The 21,685-nt window shown below is 66.9% G+C and carries 16 protein-coding genes; 9 read left to right on the top strand and 7 right to left on the bottom strand.

The annotated features are described in order from the left end of the window. Window positions 1-14: 14 nt before the first annotated feature. From LRK53_RS15495 to LRK53_RS15485, 3 genes are all read right to left on the bottom strand, one after another. A complete protein-coding gene (locus tag LRK53_RS15495) occupies window positions 15-1,568 on the bottom strand; it encodes an alpha-amylase family glycosyl hydrolase (RefSeq protein ID WP_027492573.1) in 1,554 nt (517 codons plus the stop codon). Next, complete coding sequence (locus LRK53_RS15490) at window positions 1,565-3,109, bottom strand: tryptophan halogenase family protein (protein WP_037089588.1); 1,545 nt, start codon at window positions 3,107-3,109, stop codon at window positions 1,565-1,567. Before LRK53_RS15490 ends, LRK53_RS15495 begins: the two co-directional genes overlap by 4 nt. Before the next feature lie 97 nt (window positions 3,110-3,206). After that, the gene (locus LRK53_RS15485; protein WP_027492572.1) at window positions 3,207-6,104 is read right to left on the bottom strand and encodes a TonB-dependent receptor; all 2,898 of its coding nucleotides are present in this window, start codon (window positions 6,102-6,104) and stop codon (window positions 3,207-3,209) included. Window positions 6,105-6,537: 433 nt separating this feature from the next. Between LRK53_RS15485 and LRK53_RS15480 the strand changes: the two genes are divergently transcribed. Together LRK53_RS15480 and LRK53_RS15475 are read left to right on the top strand one after the other, a co-directional pair. Continuing rightward, window positions 6,538-8,160 carry an alpha-glucosidase family protein gene (locus tag LRK53_RS15480; RefSeq protein ID WP_027492571.1) on the top strand — a complete coding sequence of 541 codons (1,623 nt, stop codon included), beginning with the start codon at window positions 6,538-6,540 and terminating at the stop codon, window positions 8,158-8,160. Then, window positions 8,160-9,137 (top strand): alpha/beta hydrolase, encoded by a 978-nt coding sequence (locus LRK53_RS15475; protein WP_037089586.1) that lies wholly within the window; start codon window positions 8,160-8,162, stop codon window positions 9,135-9,137. Before LRK53_RS15480 ends, LRK53_RS15475 begins: the two co-directional genes overlap by 1 nt. A gap of 163 nt (window positions 9,138-9,300) precedes the next feature. Here LRK53_RS15475 and LRK53_RS15470 read toward each other — a convergent pair whose 3' ends face one another. Next, window positions 9,301-10,953, bottom strand: a complete 1,653-nt coding sequence (locus LRK53_RS15470) for a M28 family metallopeptidase (RefSeq protein WP_027492569.1) — start codon at window positions 10,951-10,953, stop codon at window positions 9,301-9,303. An 81-nt stretch (window positions 10,954-11,034) separates the two neighbouring features. Further along, the gene (locus LRK53_RS15465) at window positions 11,035-11,469 is read right to left on the bottom strand and encodes a PepSY domain-containing protein (RefSeq protein ID WP_037089584.1); all 435 of its coding nucleotides are present in this window, start codon (window positions 11,467-11,469) and stop codon (window positions 11,035-11,037) included. Window positions 11,470-11,670: 201 nt separating this feature from the next. Here LRK53_RS15465 and LRK53_RS15460 point away from each other — a divergent pair, with 201 nt between their 5' ends. Then, on the top strand, window positions 11,671-12,195 hold the full coding sequence (locus LRK53_RS15460; protein ID WP_027492567.1) for an FHA domain-containing protein: 525 nt from the start codon (window positions 11,671-11,673) through the stop codon (window positions 12,193-12,195). Beyond that, entirely contained in the window at window positions 12,192-13,898 is a 1,707-nt protein-coding gene (locus LRK53_RS15455; RefSeq protein WP_235642376.1) for a protein kinase domain-containing protein, read from the top strand. Before LRK53_RS15460 ends, LRK53_RS15455 begins: the two co-directional genes overlap by 4 nt. Before the next feature lie 8 nt (window positions 13,899-13,906). On the opposite strand, the gene LRK53_RS15450 is transcribed toward LRK53_RS15455, so the two are convergent. Together LRK53_RS15450 and LRK53_RS15445 are read right to left on the bottom strand one after the other, a co-directional pair. Next, a complete protein-coding gene (locus LRK53_RS15450; protein ID WP_027492565.1) occupies window positions 13,907-14,818 on the bottom strand; it encodes a LysM peptidoglycan-binding domain-containing protein in 912 nt (303 codons plus the stop codon). A 27-nt stretch (window positions 14,819-14,845) separates the two neighbouring features. Further along, a complete protein-coding gene (locus LRK53_RS15445) occupies window positions 14,846-15,124 on the bottom strand; it encodes a hypothetical protein (RefSeq protein WP_027492564.1) in 279 nt (92 codons plus the stop codon). A gap of 417 nt (window positions 15,125-15,541) precedes the next feature. Here LRK53_RS15445 and LRK53_RS15440 point away from each other — a divergent pair, with 417 nt between their 5' ends. Genes LRK53_RS15440 through LRK53_RS15420 form a run of 5 tightly spaced genes read left to right on the top strand, consistent with a single transcriptional unit; the run spans window position 15,542 to window position 21,684 of the window. Beyond that, a complete protein-coding gene (locus tag LRK53_RS15440; RefSeq protein ID WP_027492563.1) occupies window positions 15,542-16,942 on the top strand; it encodes a TIGR03013 family XrtA/PEP-CTERM system glycosyltransferase in 1,401 nt (466 codons plus the stop codon). A gap of 28 nt (window positions 16,943-16,970) precedes the next feature. Next, window positions 16,971-17,594 carry an XrtA/PEP-CTERM system exopolysaccharide export protein gene (locus tag LRK53_RS15435; RefSeq protein WP_027492562.1) on the top strand — a complete coding sequence of 208 codons (624 nt, stop codon included), beginning with the start codon at window positions 16,971-16,973 and terminating at the stop codon, window positions 17,592-17,594. 53 nt (window positions 17,595-17,647) lie between these two features. Continuing rightward, window positions 17,648-19,237, top strand: a complete 1,590-nt coding sequence (locus LRK53_RS15430; RefSeq protein WP_027492561.1) for an XrtA system polysaccharide chain length determinant — start codon at window positions 17,648-17,650, stop codon at window positions 19,235-19,237. Next, window positions 19,234-20,145 (top strand): P-loop NTPase family protein, encoded by a 912-nt coding sequence (locus LRK53_RS15425; RefSeq protein WP_027492560.1) that lies wholly within the window; start codon window positions 19,234-19,236, stop codon window positions 20,143-20,145. The genes LRK53_RS15430 and LRK53_RS15425 overlap by 4 nt, the downstream gene beginning before the upstream one ends. Then, window positions 20,146-21,684: a TIGR03016 family PEP-CTERM system-associated outer membrane protein gene (locus LRK53_RS15420; protein ID WP_027492559.1), complete on the top strand. Its 1,539-nt coding sequence runs from the start codon at window positions 20,146-20,148 to the stop codon at window positions 21,682-21,684. The last annotated feature ends 1 nt before the right edge of the window (window position 21,685 follow it).

Genomic DNA, 21,685 nt, shown 5'->3' with positions numbered 1-21,685 from the left:
ATCGGACTCCGTGGTCACTGCAGGATCGCGGTGGTGTACGCCGGCAGCTCCAGGCGCTCGTGCTGCAAACTGGTGCCAGGTGCGCTGCGCAGCCGCACGCTGCGGAACGGCTGCCCGTCCAGCGCCAGCGACTGCGCCTGGCCGGACAGGTTGTGCACCACCAGCGCACGGCCGTGCGCGTCGTCGAGCCGCCAGGCGGCGACGTGTGGGTTGCCGGTGTTCCACGGCTGGAGCGCGCCGTCGCGCAGCACGGGAAGTTCGCGGCGCCAGTGGATCAGCGTGGTGTAGTAGTGCAGCAGCGAATCCGCGTCGACCTGCTGCGCCTCGACCGATACCGCCGGGCCGTCGTGCATGGTGAAGGTTTTCCAGGTGGTTTCGCCCGGCGCGTCCGGCACGCGGTTCCAGCGCATCGGCTCGCGCAGGTCCGGGTCGGGTTTCCTGCCGCGCATGCCCAGCTCCTCGCCGTAGTAGACGAACGGCTGGCCGGGCAGGGTGAGCAGCATCGCGGCGGCCATGCGCATGTGCTGCGGGTTGTCGCCCAGCTGGCTCATCACCCGCTCCTGGTCGTGGTTGGACAGGAACGGCGCGTCCACGCCGGACTTGCCGGTGACCTTGCGGTAGGCGGCGTCGGCATGCGCGAGCAGCGCGCCGAGATCGCCGGCGCGTTCGCTGCGCGCGCTGTCGATCAACTGCACCGCCAGCGGGAAGTCGAACACCGCGTCGAGCGGCTTGAAGTACGGCGCCAGCTCGTCGGCGGAGTCGCGGGTCACCTCGCCGACCACGTAAGCGCCGGGGTTGACGACATCTAGGCCCTGGCGGAATTCGGACCACCAGGCGAGGTTCTTCTGCAGCGTGAGCGGGTTGTGGAGGTCCGCCTTGAAGTCGTAGTAGATGTGCTGCGCGGCATCGAGGCGGAAGCCGTCCACGCCCTTCTTCAGCCAGTACTGGCCGAGCTTGACCATCTCCTGCCGCACCGCCGGCGTGTCGTAGTCGAGGTCGGGCATTTCGCGGGAGAAGTCGCCCAGGTAATACGCCTTGCCGAGCGCATGCCAGGCCTGCGCGCCGGCGGCGTCTTCGGCGTGCAGGTCGGTGTGCGGGCCGGCCCAGCTGTACCAGTCGTGATGCGGATCGGTGGGATCGCGCGCGGCGACGAACCACGGGTGCTGGTCGCTGGTGTGGTTGATCACCAGGTCGATGATTACCTTGATGTCACGCTTGTGCGCCTCGCGCAGCAGGCGCTCGAAGTCGGCCATGCTGCCGTACTGCGGGTTGATCGCGTAGTAGTTGGTGATGTCGTAGCCGTGATAGGTGGGCGAGGGGTTGATCGGCATCAGCCAGATGCCGCTGACGCCGAGCGACTGCAGGTAGTCGAGCTTGGCGGTGACGCCGTTGAGGTCGCCGATGCCGTCGCCGTTGGTGTCGTACCAGCTGCGCACGAAGATCTCGTACCACACGCCGGAAGGGGCCGACGCGACCGGCGCGGCGGGGGCGGCTAGCGCCGGGGCGAACCCGCCCGACGCGAGTGCGGACAGGGCCAGCAGCATGGATGCCACGAGTCGGCGGATCATGGCGCGGCCACCGCGGTGCGCTGCGCAACGTCCGTGGCGCAGCCGGCGCGGGCCACGAACTCGTGGTGCAGCGGCAGCGTGTTCTTCGCGCGGCCGATCAGGGTGCGGATGTCGGCGAGGAAGCCGTCCAGCTGCGCGTCGGTCAGCGCGTCGGCCAGCGGGTGGTGGCGCTGCGGCACGATGCGCTGGCCCAGCAGCACCTGCACCCAGCCGGTCTCGGCGAACAGCTCCTCGCCTTCGCGGAACACCATGCCGGTGCGGCGGAACAGCTCGATCCGCCGCGCCAGCGAGGGCGGGATCTCCATCGCGCCACACTGCTGCCAGAACGGCGTATCGGTGCGCTCGGTGGCCTTGTAGTGCAGGATCAGGAAGTCGCGCACGTGCTCGTACTCGAAGCGGGTCTGGCGGTTGTATTCGTCCACCAGTGCGCTGTCGCAGCGGCGGTCGGGGAACATCGCCAGCAGGCGGCTGACGCCGGACTGCACCAGGTGGATGCTGGTCGATTCCAGCGGCTCCATGAAGCCGGCGGCCAGGCCCAGCGCGAGGCAGTTGCGGTTCCACGCCAGCTTGCGCATGCCGGTGACGAAGCGCAGCGGGCGCGGATCGCCCAGCGGCTCGGTTTCCAGGTTCGCCAGCAGCTGGGCGGCGGCCTCGTCGTCGCTGATGAAGCGGCTGCAGTACACGTGGCCGTTGCCGGTGCGGTGGCGCAGCGGGATGCGCCACTGCCAGCCGGCCGTGCGCGCGCTGGCCTGGGTGTACGGGCGCATCGGCCCGCCCGGCGCGCTGCCCACCGCCAGCGCGCGGTCGCAGGGCAGCCACTGCTGCCAGTTCTCGTAGCCGGTGTTCAGCGCGCCCTCGATCAGCAGGCCGCGGAAGCCGGAGCAGTCGATGAAGAAGTCGCCCTCGACGAGCTCGCCGCTGTCCAGCTGCAGCGATTCGATGAAGCCGTCACCCTCGCGCAGGCGCACGTCCACCACCTTGCCCTCGGTGCGCTGCACGGCGCCGGGCGCGATGCGTTCGCGCAGGTATTGCGCGTAGCGCGAGGCGTCGAAGTGGTAGGCGTAGCGGGTGCCGCCGAGCGGGCTGTCGGGAATTTTCTCCAGCGGCGCGAAGCGATTCTCGGCGGCGGCCGCGGCGTTGAGCGAGTACGCCCACAGGTCCGGCGTGTCAGTGCCGCCGCGTTCCTGCACGGCGCGCAGCCAGTAATGGTGGAATGGGGTCAGCCCCAGCGGCAGGCCGAGGTCGCCGAACGCGTGCAGGTAGGAATCGCCCAGGCGGGTGAAGCCGTTGAGCTGTACGCCCAGCTTGTAGGTACCGTGGGCGAAGCGCAGCATCGCGTCCTCGTCGATGTCGAGGAAGCGATTGATGTGGCGGATCTGCGGAATGGTGGCCTCACCCACGCCGACGGTGCCGATCTCGGCCGATTCGACCAGCCGGATCTGCACCTGCGGGCCGAGCGCCTGCGCCAGCAGCGCCGCCGCCAGCCAGCCGGCGGTGCCGCCGCCGACGATCACGAGGCGGCGGATGCGGGGATCGTTCATGTCATGGCTCCTCGGCACCCTGTCTGCATGATCGTAAAAAAAAGCCCCGCCGGACAACACACAGCGGGGCAGCTTGGGGAGGTAATGCCGATACGGCTTACTGGAACTTGTACGAGACGCCGATATCGTAGCGACGGCCGTAACGCTCCCACGTCAGCACCTGACGGGGGTCGTTGTTCTGGTACGTGATGAAGCGCTTGTTGGACAGGTTGGAGCCCTGCACGATGAAGGTCAGGCCCTTCAGGCTGCCGCTGTCGAAGCTGTAGCTGAGCTGGGCGTCGTAGGTGCTGCCGCCCTTGACGGTCTGCATGATGCGGGAAGCACTGATGCCCGACACCTCGCCCAGGAAGCTGGAACGGTAGCTGTCGCTGATGCGCGCCTCGAAGCCATTGTGCTGGTAGTACAACGTGGCGTTGGCCACCCACTTCGACAGGCCCGGCACGGTGATCGGATCGGAGTTGCCGGCGTACACCAGCGAGCTCTTGGTGCGGTTGCCGGTGAGGATCATGCCGAAGCCGTCGAGCACCGGGGTCACCAGGTTGAACGGCGTGTTCAAGGTGACCTGGGCGCCCTTCACGTAGCCGCGGCCGTCGTTGGTGGGGCCGGAAACGATGCCCTTGGTGGTACCCAGCTGGGCCTGCTGCGCCGGCGTCAGGCCGAACGGCAGGAAGGCGCTGAAGTCGTACAGGTAGGCCGCGTTCGGGTTGATGTAGTCATGCAGCTTGATGAAGTAGCCCGATAGCGCGAAGTAGCCGGCGCCGCTGCGGCACAGGTCGGAGTTCTTCGTGTCGTTGGAGTTGCACTCGTAGCCGTTGCCGCCCGAGAAGTAGTGCTCGTAGCTGACGTTGTAATTGTCGGCCATGGTCGGCGTCAGCTTCGGGTTGCCACCCGAGGCGCTGAAGTAGGCCTGGTTCGGGTCGGTGTTCGGCAGGTGCGTGATGTTGCCGCTCACGCCGAGACTGGCGTTCATCTGGTCCATGCGCGGGCGGGCCAGGGTGCGGGCGGCGCTGACGCGCAGGTCGTCGTTGTCGGTGAAGCCGAAGATCAGGTTCGCGCTGGGCAGGTAGCGGGTGTAGGTGGTGCTGGCGGTGACCGGGATCAGCTGAGTCTGTCCGCCGGTGACCGAGCTGCCGGGCGCCACGCGCTCGCCCACGCCGCGCTGCGAGGTGCGCTGCGCCTGGATGCCGAAGTTGCCGCGCAGGCTGACACCGCCCAGGTAGGTATCCAGGTTCATCTGCAGGTACGGCGTGAGGGTCTTCTCGCGCACCTTCCAGTTCGGCGGCAGCGACAGCGACGAGCCGAAGGTCGGCACCTGCTGCAGCGTGCCGTTGCCGATCAGCTCGAACGGGTTGTAGCAGAGCTGCGAGCTCACGCCCATCCACGACAGCGGGTCGCAGCTGCTGCCGGTGAACGGCGCGGTCTTCACCGCGTTGCCGCCGCTGATGGTGCCGCCGCCCAGGGTCAGGAAGTCCTGGTCGATGTGGTAGGTCTTGCTGCGCTTGCTGTACGCCACGCCGAACTCCATGCTGGAGAACGGACCGCTGGTGAAGCTGCGTTCCACCGACAGGCGCAGGTTGGCGAGGTAGTCCACGGTGTGCGGCGCGTTGATGAAGCCGGCCTGCACCACGTCGTTGCCGCCGCCCCAGCCCTGCGGGTCGGTCAGCACCACGCCGTTGGTGTAGTTCAGCGACGGGTTGAGGTAGAGCAGACCGTTGCTGCGCTCGACGAAGCCGAGCGTGTCGGTGGCGCCGGTCGAGCCGTAGCCGGTGCCGGAGTAGCTCTCGAGGTTGACGTCGCGGCGGGTGGCGCGCGAGTAGTTCGCGTCGAGGTCGGCCGTCCAGTTCTCGTTGATGGTGAACTTGTTGTCCCAGTTGAAGTTGTAGACCCGGGCGCTGGTGGCGTTGTAGTCGTTGCGGATGACCGGCTTGACGTTGCCGTAGGTGCCGGCGACGTCCATGCCGTTCTGCACCGTGCTGCCGGGCAGCAGCTTCGCCGAGCTCCACCACAGCGGGAACTCCATGCCCTTGGCCTGCTGCACTTCCTTGAAGTTGTCGTAGGTCATGTCGATGGTGCCGGTGTACCACTCGGTCGGCTTCCACTGCACGGTGGCCAGCACGCCACGGCGCTTCATCGAGTCGGAGATGCCGAAGTTCTTCGCGCCGCCGATCACCGCGTTGCCGTTGTTGTCGTTCGGATAGCCCCATGGCTGCTGGTGCTGGATCTGCGAGGGGTTGTTCTCCAGGTCCACGCCCAGGGTGACGCCCAGGGTGTGGTCGGCGAACTGGTGCACCCACACGCCATTGACGTTGTAGCCCTTGTCACTGACGCCAGGGCCGTTCGACAGCTGGGACATGTCGTTCCAGATGTAGTGGGCGTTCAGCGCCGCCTCGGGGCCGCTCTTCTCCAGCGGACGGATGGTGTGCATGTCGACCGTGCCGGTCAGGCCCTGGCCGATCAGGTTGGCGGAGGGCGACAGGTGCACCACCACGTTGTCGAACCAGCTCGACGGGTACTGGTCGAACTGCACGTCGCGGTTGTTCGAGGTGGAAACCTGCTGGCCGCCGTTGATCAGCGCGGTGGAGAAATCCGGGCCCATGCCGTGGATGGTCAGCACCTGCGGGCGGCCGCTCACCGTCTGCACGGCGAGGCCGGGCAGGCGGCCGAGCGTGTCGGCGATGGACACGCCGGGCAGCTTGCCGACCTGCTCGGCCGACACCGCCTCGACGATGGTGCTGGAGTTGCGCTTGAGCGCGGTGGAGTTCTCGATGCTGCTGATGAAGCCGTTCACCTCCACGGCCTGCATCTTCTGCGCCTTGTGCTTGCCGTCGGCGTCCTTGTCGTCCTTCTTGGTCTGCTCGGGCGACGTCGTCGGCGCCTGATCCTGCGTGCTCTGCTGCGGGCCGGCCGCGGGTGCGGTGGCGGCATAGGCCGTGGCGTACATGCCAAGGCACACCGATGCAATCGCCATCGCCAGCATGTTGTGTTTCAGAACCATGTAAATCCCCTCCCACGAATGGTGTGTCGCCGTCGATCTCGGTTATTGGTTTTCCCCGCGCTTCCGTCGGCGACAACCGTCGGCAGGTGCGCTGCCGAGGTTTTCGGCGGCGTGTTTGCATGGTAGGCCGGCATTTCCGCAGCGAAGCATTTCCTGCATACGTATTCATGACGGGCGCTGTATCGCGCTTGCTGCGCTGCGGCAACGCGTGCTCCCGCACCGGGCCTGCATGGTGCGGGCCGCAATGCAGCTTGACTTTGCATGTGGCATGGAGGCAGCGGCCGCGTGCCCGTCCTGCGTTGCATGCCGCAGCTGCAGCACGAATGAATACGTATGCACACCCGTGCTGGTTGCAACGGAGCCGCGGCTAAGCTGATCGCCATTCAATGACGGGCACGCGGACGTGCCCATCTCATGCGGGGGACACGTTCAGATGAGTGATGCACCCTGGTGGCGCGGAGCCGTCATCTACCAGATCTATCCGCGCAGTTTCCTGGACACCGACGGTGACGGCGTGGGCGACCTGCCGGGCATCATCGAACGGCTCGACTACGTGGCGGGCCTCGGCGTGGACGCGATCTGGATCGCGCCGTTCTTCCGCTCGCCGATGGCCGATTTCGGCTACGACATCGCCGACTACCGCGATGTCGATCCGCTGTTTGGCACGCTGGCGGATTTCGACGCGCTGCTGGCGAAGGCGCACGCGCTGGGCCTGAAGGTGATGATCGACCAGGTGCTCAGCCACACCTCGGTCGAGCACGCGTGGTTCCGCGAAAGCCGGCAGAGCCGCGACAATGCGAAAGCCGACTGGTACGTGTGGGCCGATGCGCGCGAGGATGGCGGCCCGCCGAACAACTGGCTGTCGCTGTTCGGCGGCAGCGCCTGGCAGTGGGAGCCGCGCCGCGGCCAGTACTACCTGCACAACTTCCTGACCTCGCAGCCGGACCTGAACTTCTACCACCCGGATGTGCGCGCGGCGATCCTCGACAGCGTGCGCTTCTGGCTGGACAAGGGTGTGGACGGCTTCCGCCTGGACGCGATCAACTTCTGCTTTCACGACGCGTTGCTGCGCGACAACCCGCCCAAGCCGAAGGACAAGCGCGTGGGCCGCGGCTTCAGCCCGGACAACCCGTACGCGTTCCAGTACCACTACTACAACAACACGCGGCCGGAGAACCTCGCGTTCCTGGGCGAGCTGCGCGCGCTGATGGATCGTTACCCGGGGGCGGCCACGCTGGGCGAGATCTCCTCGGAGGATTCGCTGGCGACGATGGCCGAGTACACCCGCCCTGGCCGCCTGCACATGGGCTACAGCTTCGAGCTGCTCACCGACGACTTCAGCGCCGCGTACATCCGCAGCACGGTGCAGGCGCTGGAAGCGCAGATGACCGACGGCTGGCCGTGCTGGGCGATTTCCAACCACGACGTCGAGCGCGTGCTGACGCGCTGGGGCGGCGGCCAGCCTTCGCGGCAGCTGGCCAACCTGCTCACCGCGATGCTGTGTTCGCTGCGCGGTTCGGTGTGCGTCTACCAGGGCGAGGAGCTGGGCCTGACCGAAGCCGAGCTGCCGTACGAGGCGCTGCAGGACCCGTACGGCATTGCGTTCTGGCCGCAGTTCAAGGGCCGCGACGGTTGCCGCACGCCGATGCCGTGGAGCGACGCCGACGCGCAGGCCGGTTTCAGCGGCGGCATGCCGTGGCTGCCGGTGCCGGCGGAACATCACGCGCTGGCGGTGAGCCGGCAGCAGGCCGACCCGCATTCGGTGCTGAACGGCTTCCGCCGCTTCGTGCACTGGCGCCAGTCGCAGCCCGCGCTGCGCTGGGGCGATATCGCCTTCATCGACACTGCCGAGCCGGTGCTGGCGTTCACCCGCCGTCTGCACGGGCAGACCGTGCTGGTGGCGTTCAACCTGGCCGACGCCGATGTCGCGATCGACCTGCCTGCAGAGCTCGGCGAGCCGCAGCCGCTGGACGGCCATGGCCTGGTGGCTGGCCGGCTCGACGGCCGCCGCCTGCAGCTGCCCGGCTACGGTGCATGGTTCGCCCGCATGGCGTGATGATGCTTCGCCTCGTCGTCCTGCCGTGGCTGCTGTTCGGCGCCTCGCTCGTCAGCGGCAGCACGATCGCGTCGCAGGGCGTCGCCGCTGACGCTCCGGTGCAGTTGCAACTCGACGCGCCGGCGTTTGCGCCGCAGAAGATCGCGGTGACGGTCTACCTGCCGCCGGGTTACACGCCGGCGACGGCACGTCGCTACCCGGTGCTGTACGCGAACGACGGCCAGGACATGCCCGCGGTGGAGCTGCAGCCGACATTGGCGCGGCTGTACCGCGAGCGGGCGATCGAGCCGGTGATCGTGGTGGCGATCCGCATGCTCGACGACCGAGCCAGCGGCTACGGCCTGTTCGATCGCGCCAGCGCGCGCAGCCTCGTCGGCGGTTCGCGGATCGGCCCGATCGGCGTGCGCGCGCGGGACTATTCCGCCTGGGTCGCCACCGTGCTGGTGCCCTATGTCGACGCGCACTACCGCACGCGCCGCGCCGCACGCGGACGCACGATACTGGGCTGGTCGCTCGGTGCGCTGAACGCGTTCGGCCTCGGCTGGCAATATCCGGAGCTGTTCGGCCGGGTCGGCGCCTTCTCGCCCTCGTTCTGGCTGGCGGCGGACCGCAGCAGCGCCACCGCGATCCAGCACACGCGGCTGGCGCAAGCGATGGTCGATCGCGGACCCCGGCGCGCCGGCCTGAAGATGTGGTTCGCGGTGGGCACGACGGAAGAGAGCGATGACCGCGATGGCGACGGCGTCAACGACACGATCGACGACGTGCAGGATCTGCTGGGAGGCTATCGCGGTGCCGACGGCTTTCGCGCGCGTGGCCTGAGTCAGCTCGGTTATTCGATCAACCTGGACTATGCGGGGCATCCGTCGCGCAGGGCGGATGCCTCGTTGTTCCTGTTGCCGGGCGGCCAGCACAACCAGGCGTCATGGAAGCAGATGTTGCCGCTGTTCCTGCGCTGGGCTTACGGCCGGCGTTGATCGCCTTTGCTCCTCGCTTTGCGATGCAGGGAACAAGGTTTCGACTCCTCCCCCTGCGTGCAGGGGGAGGTGGGGAGGGGGTTGCTCAGGCTGGCGGGGAAGATCAAGAGCTGACCCCACCCCAACCCTCTCCTGCTGCGCAGGGGAGGGAGCACAGCTTGGGTTACTTGCGCTCGGCGGCGCTGGCGTCGCGGATGCCGCGGAACTCGGAGTCCTTGCTCCAGTCCGGCCACTGGTCGGAATTCGCCAGCTGGCTGCCCACGGCATAGAGCAGCTGCAGGTCGCGCGCCATGCCGGTGAAGGTCCAGCTGGCCTGCCATTCGTCGCCAGGCTGGTGGTAGCGCTTGGCGGTGTAGTCGTCGGCCGCTGCCTTGCCGGCCTTGATGCCGCCGTCGACCCAGTCGTTGCCGGAGCCGAATGACACCGCCGGCACGCCGCGCTTGGCGAACGAGAAGTGATCGGAGCGGAAGAAGTAGCCGGCTTCCGGCTTCGGGTCCGCGGTGTAGCTCATGCCGTACTGCTTTGCCTTGGCCACCAGGTCGTCCAGCAGGCCGAGCTTGGCGCTGCCGGAGATGGTGAAGTTGCGCGCCGGGCCGTGCGGGTCGAGCGCGTCCATGTTGAGCACGCCCACCGTGGTGGCCAGCGGGTACAGCGGGTTGGCGGCGTAGTACTCGGAGCCGAGCAGGCCCTTCTCCTCGGCGGTGACGTTGAGGAACACCACCGAGCGTTCGGGCTTCGGCCCCTGCGCGAACGCACGGCCGATCTCGATCAGCGCCGCGGTGCCGGTGGCGTTGTCCACCGCGCCGTTGTAGATGCGGTCGCCCTTCGCGTCGGGCGCGCCGACGCCGAGGTGGTCCCAGTGCGCGCTGTAGATCACCGTCTCGTCCGGGTGTTTGCTGCCCTCGACCATGCCTACGATGTTGTGCGAGGTGATCACCCCGGTATCGACCTTGAAGTTTGCCGACAGGCTCTCGCCCTTCAGCGTCACCGGCTTGAACGCGCGGGTCTGGGCCTGCTTCTTCAACGCATCGAAATCCAGTCCGGCATGCTTGAACATGCGCACTGCCAGGTCCCGCTGGATCCAGCCTTCCAGTTGCGGATGCACGGAGCCGGGCTTGTCGCGCACGATGTCGAACATCGTGTTGGTGTTGGAGTTCTTCACCGTGGCCCAGCCGTACGAGGCCGGCGCGGTTTCGTGCACGATCAGCAGGCCCAGCGCGCCCTGCCGCGCGGCTTCCTCGTACTTGTAGGTCCAGCGGCCGTAGTAGGTCATGGCCTTGCCGCCGAAGTCGCCGTGGCCGGTCTCGAAGTCGGGGTCGTTGATCAGCACCACGGCGATCTTGCCGTGCAGGTCGACGCCCTTGAAGTCGTCCCAGTGGCGCTCCGGCGCCTTGACGCCGTAGCCCACGAACACCAGCGGCGCGTTCTCGATCGCCACCGTGGTCGAGCCGTCCATCGGCGCGCGCACAGCGATCTGTTCACCCTGGGTCAGCGTTTCCTGCTTGCCGCCGAGGCCCAGCTTCAGTGCCGGCGCGCCCACGATCTGGCTGCGCCGCAGCGGCACCGCCTGGGTCCAGCTGCGCTTGCCGTCCTTGAGGTCGCCGCCGGGCTGCAAGCCGGCGGCCTGCATCTGCGCTACCACGTAGTCGATGGTCTTGGCCTCACCCGGCGTGGCCGGGCCACGGCCCTCGAACGCATCGGAGGACAGCGTCTTCACCTCGGCCGACAGCCGTTCGGTGCTGAAAGTGGGGGCGTCGGCGGCCTGCGCAGTGGCGCAGGCCGCCATCACCAGGGCAGAGAGGAGCAGTCGCTTCACGGGCAATCACCTGTCGGGGGGAGAGAGGATTCCCCGATGGTAGTGAGCGACCGCGGGCGGGTCCAGCCGGCGGCGGACCGCCTAGTAGGTGCCGACCACCTTGCCGCTGGTGGCGTCGATCTTCAGCTTGACGGGGTTGTCGGCCGGGTTCCTGGCCTTGGCCTTCCACATGCCGTCGTCGAAGTCGAGGTCGTGCACGTGCGTGTAGCCCTGGGTTTCCAGGGCGGCACGGACATCGTCCTTGCTCAGTCGCGACACCTGCTCGTCCGGGTACACCTGGCCGGTGCTGGCGTCGATGCGCAGGTCGACCCGGCTGCCGTTCGCGCTCCTGGCTTCGGCGTGCCACATGCCGTCCTTGAACTTCAGGTCGTGCACCTTGGTATAGCCCTGCGCGGTGAGCCGGCTTTGTACCTGCGGCTCGGTCATCGCCTGCTGCGCCACCGCAGCGGAGGAAATGCCCAGCGCCAATGTTCCCAGCGCCAGGGTGAGGGCCAGTGGAGCGAGCTTGTGGACCATGGAGGACACCTGGTTGCCTGCGGAAACCCGAGTCTCGAATCGGCCCAAGCAATCGGCGGTGAACGCGGCATCGTGCTGGTGGCTGGCGTTCAGGCAGGTGACGCGGGCGTCAAGCTTTTCGCTGCTGCGCCGATAGCCGTGTTCATGCCCGGTAGCCGCCAGTTGGCTATAGTGCCGGCTGGCCCAGGGGGTGAGGTTTTGATGAGTGAGCGTCAGGCACCGTTTCGCCCTTCCGGCGGACCGCAGGGCACCCGGTTTTTTTCCACCGAGGCGCTGCGGCAATACGCCAGCGAGACCGCGAGCGCGACGGATCGCCGGATCAGCGTGCACGAACCGGTGCTCGAAGGCACCAGCGCCGGCATCGAGGGGTATCGCTTCGCGCTGGGCCCGGGCCGCCAGTCCATCGGCCGCCGGGGCGACAACGAGATCGTCATCGACGACCTCAGCGTGTCGGGCAACCATGCCTGGATCACCAACCAGAACGGTCACTGCATCATCGTCAACACGCTGTCCACCAACGGCACCTTCGTGAACGACCAGCGTATCCACGAGGTGGCCTTGCGCCACGGCGACCACATCCGGCTGGGGCAGGCGGAGTTCGTGTTCCTGACCCGTGAGCATGGCCAGCCGGAACCGGCATCGCGGCGCCGGATCGTCGTCGCGGTGCTGCTCGCCGCGGTGGCGGCGCTGGCCGCGCTGGTGTGGTGGTTGCGCGGGTCGCCGTGAGCGCGGACGCCATTCCGCAGCATGTCGGTCGCTACCGCATCGAGGGCGTGCTCGGCGAAGGTGCGATGGCGGTCGTCTACGCCGGCTTCGACCCGGACATCGAGCGCAAGGTGGCGATCAAGTGCCTGCACCGCGAGGTGGCCGCCGACCCCGCCTACCGCCGCCGTTTCCTGATCGAGGCGCGCGCGGCCGGGCACCTGACCCACCCGCACATCGTCACCATCTTCGACGTCGGCGAGACCGACGACGGCCGCTCCTACATCGCGATGGAGCGGCTGCCGGGCGAGACGCTTGCCAGCGCCGTCGCCCGCGCGGGCTTTCCGCCGCTGCCGGTGGTCATCGACCTGGTGGGCCAGCTTGCCGCGGCGCTCGACTACGCGCATGCGCGCGGCATCGTGCACCACGACGTCAAGCCCGAAAACATCATGCTGGTCGACGGCTGGAGCTACGCCAAGATCAGCGACTTCGGCATTGCCGAGCGCCGCGGCTCGCCGGGCGACGCCGGCGGGACCTCCGCGGAAATCGGCGGCACCCCGGCCTACATGGCGCTGGAGCGCCTGCGCGGCGAGCGCACCGATGCGCGCAGTGACCTGTTCTCGCTGGGCGTGGTGCTGTACTGGTTGGTCGTCGGCAAGCTGCCGTGGCCGGATATCGGCAACCCGCAGCAACTGCTGCGCAAGCGCCTGCGTCTGCCGCGGCCGCCGATCCGCCCGCGCGACCCGGCCACGCCGTCGATCCTGGTCAGCATCGTGCGCACCCTGCTGGCGCCCGTGGCGGAGTCCCGCTACCAGCGCGGCGCGGAGGTCATCGACGACCTGCGCCTGGCCGCGCGCGAGTACGAGCGCGAGCGCGAGAATCCGCTGACCACCCGCATCATTTCCCTGCGCCTGCGCTGGGCCAGCAGCCTGGGCGCGATCCTGAGCCTGGTGCTGATGCTGGGGCTGGCCGCGATCTATGCCAAGCAGAACGCCGCGGTAACCGGCGTGGCGCTGGATTTCGGCAGCTCGATGGGGCGCATGATCGCCGGCGAATCGGCCGAGAACCTGCTGCTCGGCGACCAGGCCGCCACGCGCGCGCTGGTCACCGACGTCTCGCGCAACCAGCAGATCCGCTACCTGGCGATCGCCGGCCGCGACGGCGGCATCATCGCCAGCACACAACCGCGGGAGGTCGGCCAGCGGCTGTCCGCGCCCGACGGCGAGAAATATCTGCCGCCATCGGGTGACGTCCGGAGCTACCTCAGCCGTACCGCCGGCGACCGCGGGCAGGGCGGCATGCTGCTGTTCGACGTGCCGATCCAGTACCAGGCCAAGACCGTGGGCGAGCTGCGCCTGGGCATCAGCAACGCAGCGCTGCGTGCGGCGCAGCGGACCACCTTGTGGGTGATCGCCGTAGTGCTGGTGCTGACCCTGGCTGCGGTGGTTGGCGCGGCCTACTGGCTGTTCCGCCGCCCGCTCAACATGCTGGCGCTGCTTGGCGATGCACTGCTGAAGGTGGCGCGCGGCGATTTTCGCCACCGCATCCGGCTGGCCCGCCGCGACGAGCTGGGCCGGCTGTTCGATGCCTTCAACCTGATGAACGGCGCGTTGCAGGCGCGTCAGCACCGGTCAGCGACGCCCGCGCCGGCCGCCGCCGGCGAAGATGTCACGCGGCCGACGCGGATCATGGCTGCGGTCACGGAAGACGGTGCCGGCGAACCCTGAGCCGCGGCTCAGTATTGCTTGAGCCGCTGCTTGAGCTCGCGCGCGCGGGTGCGGTAGACGATCGCCGGTTCGTAGTCCGGCGCGATCGCCAGGATCCGGTCCCACAGCGCGATGGCCTGGTCCAGCTGCTGGTCGCGGTACAGCACGATCGCGCGCTCGTGATACGAGTCCAGCAGTTGCTTGCGCAGCGCGACCGCGCCGGTGCCGGTCGGCTTCAGGCTGGGGTCGATGCTCAGCGCCTGGTCGAGGCGGGCCAGCGCCTGCTGCTGGTGGCCCTGACCGAGCAGGGACACGCTCTCGTCCTGCAGTCGGCGCGCGGCGGCCGCCGGCGGCTCGGCGGATCGCACGACCGCCGTCGGCAACGTGGTCGCCGCCGACACCGCGGGTGCCGCATTGGCGGCGGCCGACAGCGGCATGTGCAGCGTCTCGCCGACGCGCAGCAGCGAAGGATTGGTCGAACCGTTGTAGCGGGCCAGGATCAGGAACAGGTTCGGGTCGCCGAGGTAGCGCGCAGCCAGCGTGCTGTAGGAATCGCCCGGTTGCACCACGTGCGCGCGCCAGCGCTCGCCCAGCTCCTGCCGTGGATCGGCGGTGAGCTGGCGCAACATGGCCCGTGCGGCACGGTCGCCCGGGCGCCGTTCCAGGATCCGGCGCAAGGCCTTTTCGCCTTCGGCGTAGTGGCCGGACTGGAGCCGGTCGCCGATCGCGGCCAGCGACGGCTCCCTGGAGGCGTCTGTCGATGTCGCCGCTGCCGCCGGCGCTGCTGATGGCGTGACCACCACCGCGGCATGCCTGTCGCGCAGCTGCGCGCAGCCGCCCAGCCCCAGCGTGGCCAGGGTCACCGCCATCAGCATCGCCCGTTGCCACCGGCCGGCGGCAGCGGGCGAGAGCGCGCAGGTGTCGTTGGGCAGACTCGTCATGTGCTGATCCCCCGTGCCGGCATCCGTCTACGCCTTCCGTGTCCGCCGCGGCTTCGCCTGCGCCGCCGCAATCAATTCCTGCAGATAGGCAATGCCTTCCTCCTCCGGGAAGAACGCCACCACGTCGGCCACGCTCAGCTCGTGCCGCTGGCGCAAGGCCAGGAACTCCTCTCGCGCCCGCGCCAGCCGCTGCGCCGCTACGGCCTTCTTGCCAAGCGGCTTGGCCGGCGATTGCGGTTCGGGCTTGCGTTCGAGCCTGGCGAGCTCTTCCTGGAATTGGCGAAAATCGTATTTCTGGGCAGTCATGAAATAGAGAATAACGGTCGGTGGCCCGATTTTCGCACGTCGGGCCATCGCCGCGCAGTTGCACGGGCCTTTGCCGATCCTTGGCGCGTGCCGCCGGGCGAGGCAAAAGCGCGCCAATGAGAGCAGTAGAGACCTGTTGTCATGCCTGGTGACCGGGGACGGCGAAGCGCCGAAACGGGACCTTCATCAATCGACCTGCCGACATTGCCGGCTCAAGCATTGATCGGCTCGGCTGCCGGTTTGGCACATGCACAACGCCACTCGTCGTGCCGGTGCCGTGGCCCGCCGTACGCAATCACCGTCCCTTCCAGCGTTTTCACGGGAAGGTCACTTGACCAAAGCCTAGAATCGTGACTCGCATCACGGTTTTCTAGGCAGAAGCATAGTTGCGACGGGGAATGTGGGGGAGGCGCAAACATGTACGGGCTAATCCGGTTCCGTGCGTTGCACTGGCAGTTGCTGCTGGCATCGGTCGAGTTTGTGTTGCTGGTGGCGAGTGTCTACGGCGCGGTGGTGCTGCGTTACCTGGGTGATGTCAACACCCAGGTTGCGTTCAGCGAAGCGCTGCATTGGCGTGGGCTGCTGGTGGCGATGATGCTGATTGTCTCCATGGAGGCGCTGGGGTTGTACCAGGTCCATCTGCGGGCGGGCTGGCTCGGCCGGCTCAGTCGGCAAGGCATCGCCTTCGCGCTGGGCTGGATCGCGCTTACCGTGTTGTATTACGCGGTTCCTGCGGCTTACCTGGGCCGCGGAGTCCTGGGCATCGCGCTGGTCGTGGGCTACTTGGTCGTGGCGTTGTGGCGGGTGGTGTTCCTGGGTTTCGTGGACGCCGACCTGTTCAAGCGTCGCGTGGTGATGTTCGGCGCCGGCGAGCGCGCCGCCGAGGTGAGCCACAAGATGCGCCGCAGGACCGACCAACGCGGATTCAAGGTCCTGGGCTACGTGCCGGTTGGGGATGATCCGATATCCGTCTCCGCGCCCTTGCTGCTGCATCCCGACGGGGCCTTGTACGAATGGGCGGCCCGGCGCGGCGTGGACGAAATCGTGGTGGGGCCGGACGATCGTCGCGGCACCTTGCCGGTGGACGCGTTGCTGGAGTGCAAGCAGCGCGGCATGGCAGTGACCGAGCTCACCGAGTTCTTCGAGCGCGAGGCCGGCAGGATCAAGATGGATCTCACCAACCCCTCGTGGCTGATATTTTCGGACGGCTTCAACAGCTCTCCGGTGCGGCGCTCGATCAAGCGGGCCTTCGACGTGGCCGTCGCCACGCTGGTGCTGCTGGTGGCGTGGCCGTTCATGCTGTTGACGGCCCTGGCCATCCGGCTGGAGTCGGGCCGCGGTGCCCCGATCCTGTACCACCAGGAACGGGTGGGCGAGAACGGCGAGCTGTTCTCGGTGATCAAGTTCCGCAGCATGGGCATCGACGCCGAGCGCGACGGGGTGGCCCGCTGGGCCAGCAAGAACGACGGCCGGGTGACCCGGGTCGGGCATTTCATCCGCAACGCCCGGCTGGACGAGTTGCCGCAGCTCTGGAACGTGCTGTGCGGCGACATGAGCATCATTGGCCCGCGCCCCGAGCGGCCGCAGTTCGTGGCCGATTTCAACACCCGCATCCGCTATTACCGCTTGCGCCATTGCGTGAAGCCGGGGCTGACCGGCTGGGCCCAGCTGCGCTACCCGTACGGTTCCTCCCTGGAGGACGCCGAGCAGAAGCTGAATTTCGACCTGTTCTACGTGAAAAACCACAACCTCGTGTTTGATCTGACCATCCTGGCCCAGACCGTGGAAGTGGTGCTGTTCGGGCGTGGCGCGCGCTGAAATCAACGGACACAGAGGGGGACAAGGGATGAAACCGCACCCGGGAAACGGCTTTTTCTGGCTGGTGATGGCAGCGGGCTTGCTGCTGCTTGGCGGCTGCAGCAGCGCACCGATCGTCGATGGCCCGGCCGCGGCGACGCCGCCGGTAGAGCGCTACATCATCGGGCCTGGCGATACGCTGGAGATCTTCGTGCGCGACAACCCCAGCCTGTCCACCACCGTGCCAGTGCGTCCCGACGGGCGCATCTCGATCCCGCTGGTGCAATCCATCATGGCGGCCGGCGAAACCCCGGACAAACTGGCGAGCGACCTGGAGGGCGCGTTGGGCCGCTACGTCCGTTCGCCGCTGGTGACCGTAATCGTCAAGAGCTTCGTCGGCGCCTATAGCCAGCAGGTGCGCGTGGTCGGGCAGGCGATGATGCCCAAGGCGGTGCCTTACCGCAGCGGAATGACCCTGCTCGACGTGATGATCGAAGTCGGCGGCCTCACCAAGTTTGCGGCGGGCAACGGTGCGAAGGTCGCGCGTCGGCTGCCCGACGGCAGCGAGCAGACCATTCCGGTGCGGCTCGGCGACCTGATGAACGGCACGATCAAATACAACATGGTCATGCAGCCCGGCGACATCCTGATCATTCCGCAGTCACTGCTCTGACGCGACGCGTGCAAGTGCATGGCAACCGTCAACGACATCGGGAAGGTGAAGTGATGCAGAAGCAATCGTTCGATTTGCGTGAGCTGTTTCAGCACGTGCTGCTGGAGGCGCGCACCAGCTGGCGCTACCGCTGGCATGCGCTGATCGTCGCGTGGTGCGTGGCGATCGTCGGCGCGGTGCTGGTGTTCAGCCTGCCGAACAAGTACGCGGCCAATGCCCAGGTGTATGCCGACACCGAGGCGCTGACGAATCCGCTGCTGCGCGGGGTTGCGGTGCAGCCGGATGTGGGGGGCCGCCTCCTGATCATGACCCAGACCTTGCTTTCGCGCCCCAATCTCGAGGCCGTGGCGGACAAGACCGGGTTGTCCCTGCGCGCCACGACCCCGGCGGACAAGGACGAGTTGCTGCTCAAGCTGGGTGCTGCCGTCACGGTGAAGGGTGCCGGACCCAAGGACCTCTATGACATCAGCTATGCCGATCCCGACCGTCGGATGGCGCAGAAAGTGGTGCAGGCGTTCCTGCAGATCCTGATGAACGAGACGCTGGGTGCAAATACCGTCTCCACCGAGACGGCGCAGAATTTTCTGCAGCAACAGGTCCAGGCCTACAGCAACCGGCTGAACGAGGCGGAGCAGAAGCTCGCGGATTTCCAGAAGGCCAATGTCGGCTATGTACCGGACCAGGGTGGCAGCAGTTACTCCGCGCGCCTGCAGGCGGCCGAGACCCAGTTGCAGAACCTGCAAGGCCAATACGATACGACCGTCGCCAGTCGCGCGACCACCCAGCAGCAGATGCGTGCGCTGGCGAGCAGCGGCTCGACCTCGCTGGGAGCCGACCCGCGCACCCAGGATGTCGACAAGCAGATTGCGACCTACCAGCAGCAGCTCAACCAGCTGTTGCTGAGTTATACGGACGAATACCCCGACGTGGTTTCCACCCGGCGCATGATCGCGCAACTGCAGGCGCGGCGCGATGCGCTGCGGAAGAGTGCGCCCGCGAGCCCGATGCTGGGCGTGGTCTCGGACAATCCCGTGTACCAGGAAATGCAGAAATCCATGTATTCCACCCAGGTCAGCGTCCAGGCGCTGGCCACGCAGATCGCGCTGCAGAAGCGGCAGATTGCCGACCTCAAGGGCAGTGTGGACAAGATCTCCGACGTGCAGGCGACCTTGCAACGGCTGATGCGCAATTACGACGTTACCAAAAAGCAGTACGACCAATTGGTGGAGCGCCTGAACACGGCCGAGCTGTCTCAGGATGCAACGCAGAGCGGCAACAACCTGAAGTTCCGCGTCATCAATCCACCGGTCGTTCCGCTGCGGCCGGTGAGCCCGAAACGCGGGCTGCTGCTATTGCTGGTGCTCGCGCTGGCGCTGGCTGTCGGCAGCGGGTTTGCGTACTTCCTGCACAAGATGAATCCGGTGTTCGTGAGTCTCAAGAGTTTGCGGGAGTCCGGCAATTATCCCGTGCTCGGCGGGCTCAGTCTGATCACGTCGCCATCGCGGCGTCGGAATCAGCGCCGCGAAGTGGCCGGGTTTTGCACGGGGGCTGGTCTGCTGGTCATGGTGTTGATGCTGGGGTTCGCCTTTGACGGACAACTTGCCCGGCTGGTGCAGCATTTCTTCATGGTGGGGGCCGCATGAGCATCGTCGAGAAAGCAGTCGAGAAGCTCAAGAACCTGCAGCCCGAACCGCCGGTATCGGCGGCTGTCGAGGCGACACCAGCGCGTTCGGTGCCGACGATCGAGCGTTTGTCCGGCAAGGCGCGGACTGTGGACCAAACCACGGAAACTGCGCCGGCCTGGCACGTGGATCCGATGGCCCTGGAACGCGCCGGCCTGCTCCCTGCTGGCGACGAGGCGAACGATCGGCTCGCCGATGAGCTGCGTCGCATCAAGCAGCCGTTGATGGACAATGCCATCGGAAAAGGCGCCAAGGTGTTGCCGCACGCAGGGCGCATCGTGGTGACCAGCGCGGTGCCTGGCGAAGGCAAGTCCTTCACCGCAATGAATCTGGCCCTGAGCCTGGCGCACGAGATGGATTTCGACGTGTTGCTGGTGGACGGCGATATACCGAAATCCCATATCACCCGCGCTTTGGGGCTCGAGGGGCACCCGGGGCTGATGGACGTGCTGGTGGACGAACGGCGCCAGCCCGCCGAGGTCATCGTGCGAACCGATGTACCGAATCTGCTGGTGGTGCCGGTGGGGCGGCGCCATCCGCTGACTACCGAGTTGTTCGGCAGCCTGCGCATGGAGCACGTGCTTGAAGAACTTGGCGGTCGACACCTGCGTCGTCTGGTGGTGTTCGACTCCTCGCCCCTGCTGGCGACTCCGGAGTCGCAGGTGCTGGCTTCCCACATGGGCCAGGTGGTCATGGTGGTAGCCGCGGGCTGCACGGGTCAGCATGCGGTCGATTCGGCGCTGCAAAGTTTGAGCGACTCGCAATATGTCGGCCTGGTTCTCAACATGAGCTGCCTGCCGGCAAGCGAGAACTACTACAACACCTACTATGGCCTGTATCCCCGGGTCCACCTGGCCGGGGAAGCCTAGATGCGCGTTCGGTCGGCGTCGATTGTCCTGTCGTCGATTGCCCTGGGCGGCTGGCTGACAGGAGCTGCAGCCCAGAGCGTGGACCCCTCCATGCCGCCTGCGCAGAACTCGGTCGGCGGATTTGCCGGGAGTTCCGAGAATCTGCCGCCGGGCATCATCCCGCAGCCGAGCGTCGATTCCCCGGGCGTGGTCGTGGGCGTCACGCTCGGTGAGCTGTACACCGATAACCTCATGCTGGCGCCCAGCGGCAAACCGAAACAGACCGGCTGGATCACCGAGATCCAGCCGTTCATCAAGTCCGCCTTCAGCGGGCCGCGGTTCTCCGGCGTGTTTGACTACACGCTCACGGGGTATCTGTACGAGGGGCAATCGCGCCACAACCAGTTGGCGCAGAATCTCGACACTCACGGCACGCTCACCCTTCTTCCGCAGCATTTCTTCCTCGACGGCAGCGCGTTATACGGACGCGAGGTCGTCAACAATGAATTGCCGGCCGGCTCCGGTACGTTTTTCCTGGACAACAACCGCGCCAATGTCGGGCGGGGCACGCTCAGCCCGTACTGGATCCAGGAGCTTGGCAACGTGGGCAGCGCGATGCTGCGCTACAGCTACGGGCGCGTGCTGTACAACACCAGAGGCATTCCCGCGCAAAGCAACGATCTGTTGATCGGCACGTCCGACATCACCAGCAACGCGGTGCAGTTCAACCTCGTAAGCCCGAAGGACCAAAAGTGGACTTGGAACCTTGGCTATGTCGACCAGCGCATCGAGTTTGATTCCGGCCGCAGCTCGCGCTTTTCGACCGCCAGGTTGGGCGGCGCGGTGCAGGTCCGTGACAATGTGAGCTTGCTGGCCGATGTCGGCAGGGAGAACAAATTCCTCGCCGACGGCACGGTGAACAGGCTGGGCGCGAGCTTCTGGGACGCCGGCGCCGAGTGGTCGAATACGCTGAATGATTTCAAGGTGCTGGTCGGGCACCGGTTCTATGGTCGCAGCTACCAGTTGTCCTGGACGCGCACAGCCGCCTTGCTGACGACGGTCGCAAGTTATGTGGAGCGACCCACCGATCTCAATCAGCAGTTGCTGGGACAGGGAACGGACACCATCCCGTCACTCGGACTCCCGGTGATTCCTTCGCTCAGGGAGCAGCGGGTTTACCTCATGAAGCGCGCCACCGCATCGGCGGCCTACGAGATGCCCAAAGGCGTCTTGAGGGTCACGTTGTACGACGAGCGGCGCAACTATTTTCTCCTGAACAGCGGTCGGGAGAGAGTGACCAATGCGGATGTCGCCTGGCTGTTCAATATCGGGCCATTGACCACGTTGACCCCGACATATGTCTGGCAGCGTTACCGCTACCGGGACGGGCAAACCAACTACAGCCAGTACGCGCAACTGGATCTCGTGCACCAGCTCGATCCGAAGAACTTCGCCAGCCTGCGGCTGCGCCGCTATTCCCGCCATGTGCATGCCGTGTCGCCCGACGCGCACGGATACCGCGCGAACGTGGTTTTCCTGCAGTTCACCCATCTGTTCTGAG

It is taken from the genome of Rhodanobacter thiooxydans (assembly GCF_021545845.1).
In the GTDB taxonomy this organism is placed as follows: domain Bacteria; phylum Pseudomonadota; class Gammaproteobacteria; order Xanthomonadales; family Rhodanobacteraceae; genus Rhodanobacter.
This window is presented reverse-complemented; position numbering and strand designations above follow the sequence as displayed.